We start from the raw sequence: 5,166 nt of genomic DNA, 5'->3' as shown, positions 1-5,166 counted from the left end.
TAAACTATATCACAAATCTGGAGTTTTTTGCTCCCTTTATTTTTTTCGCAACACTTTGTATTCTTGTTCTTTTCTCGCTTGTGGCACAGTGCAGTATCTTCGGCACTCTCAATGCAGACTTGGAGCTCATTACTGATTTGTTAGGCGCAAGAAATTCACATTGAGTCATTTACTGCTCCTCCACGACTGAAGTCTTTATTGATGCAGCTTGCATGTTTATTGCGCAAGAACTCGGCAATTTCCAATGTCGTGTTATGATGGGGTATACGTCAGTCACCCCGTGCGGAAAAAGAAGGTTCATGATATTTTTAGGATCACTTATGCCTGCAGCAATTCTAGTAAATGTTTTGTAACTTGATATTGACGTCCTTGCTCATGCGGAAAAGATCTGACTGATACTTAAGCGCAGTATCGCGGGTAATGGGCGTATGGAAAAAAATAACAGCGGGAAAGCACATGAAGATACCTAAAAGGATGTTACTTACCATTGTTCCCATTTTGGCGGCGGTGTTGATAACAATTTTGCTGCTGGCGAACCGTCCCGCGCTTGTCAGAAAAGAGGTCGAGGAGGCTGTTCGGACATTGCGGGTGATCAAAGCGCCTGTCGTGGACTTTGTCCCCCGGGCGGTCGGCTATGGAGTGGCCGCTCCGGCGCTGGTTTGGGAAGCGGTTGCCGAGGTGGAGGGTACTCTTGTCTTTGTTGATGATCGTCTCAAATCCGGAGAATTGATAACAGCGGGAAGCACGCTGGCGGAGATAGACCCAGCGGAATATCGACTGGCTGTGGCGAGACTGGAGGCCAACATAGAGGAGACCAGGGCAAAGCTCAACGAGCTTGGGGAAGATGAAAGCAACATCACAAAGTTACTGACGATTGAGTTGCGCTCACTGAAGCTTTCGGAAAAATTGCTGGACCGCAAGAATACAGCACTAGAGAAGAATGCCATCTCTCAGGACGATGTGGATCGTGAAGAGCGAAACTTTCTTCTGCAGAAAAAACAGGTGCAGCAGTTGAGAAACGATCTCGCCTTGATTCCGGCGAAGAGGAAGGCACTCAATTCAACCCTGGATGTTCTGCGCTATGACCTTGAGCAGGCCGCCACGGATCTTAAAAAAACCAAAATACAGGCACCATATGACTGTCGCCTGGGCGAGGTCGGCTTGAGTGCCGGGCAGTTTGTCAAGGCGGGGCAGCTTCTTTTTCAAGCCCAAGGTACCGCTGTAACCGAGGTGGAGGCTCTGCTGGGCGCTGAAGAATTACGCCATCTTCTGGGAAAGGAAAAGGATGTTCACCTGCTGTCGGGGATGACGACAGGCACATTTGAGACCCTTTTTAGTGACGTCAAGGTCTTCGTCAGCCTGCAAAGCGGCGACTGGTCTGTGCGCTGGCAGGGAAGCATGGAAAGATTGCGGGAGACCATGGACAGCAAGACCCGGGAAATGAAAGTTGTTGTGTCAGTTGCCGATCCATACAAAAAAGCCATACCCGGAGTTCGGCCACCTCTGGTCGCCGGGATGTTCTGCCGTATCGAATTTCAGGCGCCGGTACGCCCTGGAACTGTCGTTGTACCCAGATCCGCTCTGCATGATGGAGAGGTCTTTGTTGTTGATGACCAGAGTCGGCTTGCCGGCAAAGGGGTAGTCGTCGACTATCTCCAAGATGAGGTGGCCGTGATACGCTCCGGTTTGTCGGGCGATGAGACAATAGTGGTTTCGGATCCTTCTCCGGCGATCAGAGGAATGAAGGTCGAAGCCGTTGGCGATGATTCTCTGCTGCAACATCTGCTGTCTTCAAGTCAGGGCATGAGGGACGAAGGATGATTCGCTTCTTTGCTGGACATCCCACCGCAGCTAATCTGTTGATGCTGGCATTTCTTATCGCCGGTATTCTCTCGGTTCCTCGCATCCTGCGTGAAACCCAGCCCGATTTTGCACCGAGCGAAGTGGAGATACGGATAGCATATCCAGGCGCTACGGCTCAGGAAGTGGCCGATGTTATCTGTCGGAGAGTGGAGGATGCGATGGACAGTGTCACGTTCATCGAAGAGACCCGCGCCGATGCCAGAGAAGGTGTTGCCGTGATTGTACTGGAAATGGCCTCTGACGGAGATTTTCAGATTTTTAAGGATGATATCGAGACGCAGGTCGACACCATCGATGATTTTCCCGAAGAAGTTGAGGAGCCGGTCATCAGGGAACTCGGGCGCACTGATCCGGTTATTTCCCTGCTTGTCTCCGGCCCTTTAAGCCCAGCAGACCTGAAGACCTATGCGGAAAATCTGAAAGAACGCATGCAGGAGGCCGGCATCGCTCTTGTGGCGATCAAGGGGTTCTCCGAACGTCAGTTTCAAGTTTCTCTTTCCGAGACAGCGCTGCGCCGCTTAGGTATAAGTGCTGCGGATGTGGTTCAGCAGATTGCCGCACAGAGTAGAGATATTCCTCTGGGGGTTGTCGAAACGGATCAGCGGGATATCCTGCTGCGCTATGTCGATCAGCGCCGCACCGCGGAGTCTCTTGAGCAGCTTGTCATCGTGGCCACTCCAGAAGGTGGAGAGGTTCTTCTTGGCGATATTGCCGTGGTGGAAGATACCTTCAAGGTAGCTGAAGACAAGGTTATGATGAACGGCAAGCTCCAGGCCCTTCTTGCAATAGAAAAAACCAAATCTGAAGATGCCATACGGCTGGCCGGAGAGGTCAAAGCCTTTGTGGCCAAAGAAAAAAAACTCCAACCGCAAATGGAGTTGACCGTTACTCAGGATCAGACGGATATTCTCGTCGATCGTTTGAATATGCTGGTTATCAATGGAATACAGGGGCTGCTGCTGGTCTTTCTGGTGATGTGGCTATTCTTCAATGTTCGAGTTTCTTTCTGGGTGATTATGGGGTTACCGGTTTCCTTTATGGGCGCTTTTGTTTTGGTGCCGTATCTGGGCCTCAGCATCAATATGTTCACCATGGTCGGTATCCTGATGGCCATCGGCCTGCTCATGGATGATGCTATTGTTGTTGCAGAAAATATCATGACCAAAAGGATGCAAGGCAAGGATCCGCTGTCTGCGGCGGTTGCCGGTGTGAAAGAAGTCGGCCCCGGAATCGTCTCCTCATTCAGCACCACCCTTTTTGTTCTGGGCCCGCTCGCCTTTATTGAGGGCCAGATCGGCAATGTCCTGCGAGTCGTGCCGATGATGCTGATTCTGATACTCGCGGTGAGCCTGATAGAGGCCTTCTGTATTCTGCCTGCCCATCTCAATCATGCGATGCACCATTTCGGGCAGAACAGTGAGAATAGGTACAGGAGACGTTTTGAAGCTGCCTTTGAGTGGGTGCGTGACCATTTGTTGGGCAGAACCGTCGATGTTCTCTTGCGCTGGAGATATCTGTTCATCGTATCAATTGTCGGACTATTTGTTGTTTCGGTGGCCATGGTTGCTTCCGGCAAAATCAAGTTTCAGGGATTTCCGGAACTTGAAGGCAATGTCGTCATGGCGCGCCTTCTCATGACGCCCGGCACGCCGCTGGCGCAAACCGAAGAGGTGGTGGCTCACCTCCTTGAAGCGTTGGAGAAGACCAATCATACCTTCGCACCACAGCAGCTGGAGGGAAGAGATCTGATTGAAAATGTCTATGTGCAATACAATGTCAATAGCGAAGCTTTTGAAAATGGTCCTCATGTCGCCACGATTACCGTTGACCTGTTGACGGCGGAAAAGCGATCGGGAAGCATCGATGCCTATCTGGCTTTTTGGCGAAACGAGATCGGCAATGTAGCGGATGTGGTCAGTCTCACCCTGAGCGAACCGGGCTTTGGCCCTGCGGGGCGCCCGATCGAGATTAGACTGCGCGGCAAGGACCTGGATGAGATGAAATATGCCGCCATAGACCTGCACACATGGTTTTCCCGTTTTGCGGGGGTTGTCAATCTGGCCGACGACCTGCGGGCGGGAAAATATGAGTTGCGCCTGAAAATGCGGCAGGGAACACATGGAATAGGCATCGGTGTCGAGGAAATCAGTCAGCAGTTACGCACGGCTTTTCAGGGGATAGAGGCGGATACCATTCAAATTGGTTCAGAGTCCTATGAAATTGAGGTCAAGCTGAACCAGTTGGGCAGAAGCAGCTTGGAGGATCTGAAAAATTTTAATCTCGTCATGAAAGATGGAACAATCGTTCCCCTGGCCACCATGGTCACCTGGGAAATTGAAAAAGGCTGGGCGAGAATTTCCCGCTTTGACGGTATGGTTACCGTAACCCTGCGTGGTGATGTTGATACCCGCCTGATCAATACCAATGAGCTGATAGGATCCTTCAACAACGACTATCTGCCTCTGTTCCAGGAAAAATATCCCGATATCAGTCTGACGGTGGACGGCTCGATCAAAGAAACCAAAACAACCCGAATGTCAATGCTGAGGGCGTTACTCATCGGCCTTATTGGTATTTTTTTCCTCCTCAGTTTTCAGTTCCGCAGCTATAGCGAACCGTTTATCGTCATGCTCTCCATTCCATTCGCCCTGATTGGGGTCATCTGGGGACATGGTTTGATGGGGGTCCCAGTAAGTATGCCCAGCCTTCTCGGGTTTATCGCCCTTTCGGGAATAGTCGTCAACGATTCGATTTTGCTCGTCGTCTTCCTTAAAAATGCCAGAAAGGAGGGGCTGACTTTGCATGAGGCCGCAGCCAGAGCGAGTCGGGCGAGGTTCCGGGCGGTACTCTTGACTTCGACAACGACCATTGCCGGCCTGTTACCCCTGCTGTTTGAGAAGAGCCTGCAGGCCCAGATTTTGATCCCGCTTGTTATCAGCACTACTTTTGGCTTGATGGCAAGTACCGTGCTGGTGTTAATCGCCATTCCGTGCATGTATCTCATTCTGGGAGATTGGGGGCTGGTGGAGAATATGGCTTCGTCAACCAGTAAGACCAAAAACCAGCCCCAGTAAACCGTTGACGGAACTCTTCCGGTTATCGCCAGGGCACTGCTCAATGAGGCGGACACCATCTATCTATGGCCACCCGGATCTTGTCATTCTGCAATAGGTCGCCGGTGAACATCAACTCAGACTGGGGAGTATTTGGTCATGACCAAGGTAATATTGTCCATACCTCCCCTTTTCAGGGCGATCCTGACAAGTAAGTCGGTAGTTGCTTTCAGATCCGTTGAATTCATCA

The 5,166-nt window shown here is 51.2% G+C and carries 2 protein-coding genes; both read left to right on the top strand.

Features of this window, described 5'->3' with window-relative positions; translation table 11 throughout:
- Positions 1 to 456 precede the first annotated feature (456 nt).
- Entirely contained in the window at positions 457 to 1,821 is a 1,365-nt protein-coding gene (locus ACYQ8U_RS22520) for an efflux RND transporter periplasmic adaptor subunit (RefSeq protein WP_459947809.1), read from the top strand.
- On the top strand, positions 1,818 to 4,937 hold the full coding sequence (locus tag ACYQ8U_RS22515; protein ID WP_459947808.1) for an efflux RND transporter permease subunit: 3,120 nt from the start codon (positions 1,818 to 1,820) through the stop codon (positions 4,935 to 4,937). Before ACYQ8U_RS22520 ends, ACYQ8U_RS22515 begins: the two co-directional genes overlap by 4 nt.
- The last annotated feature ends 229 nt before the right edge of the window (positions 4,938 to 5,166 follow it).

It is taken from the genome of Desulfocastanea catecholica (assembly GCF_054657295.1).
Note: the sequence above shows the minus strand (reverse complement) of the source record. Positions and strands in the feature narration are given on the sequence as shown.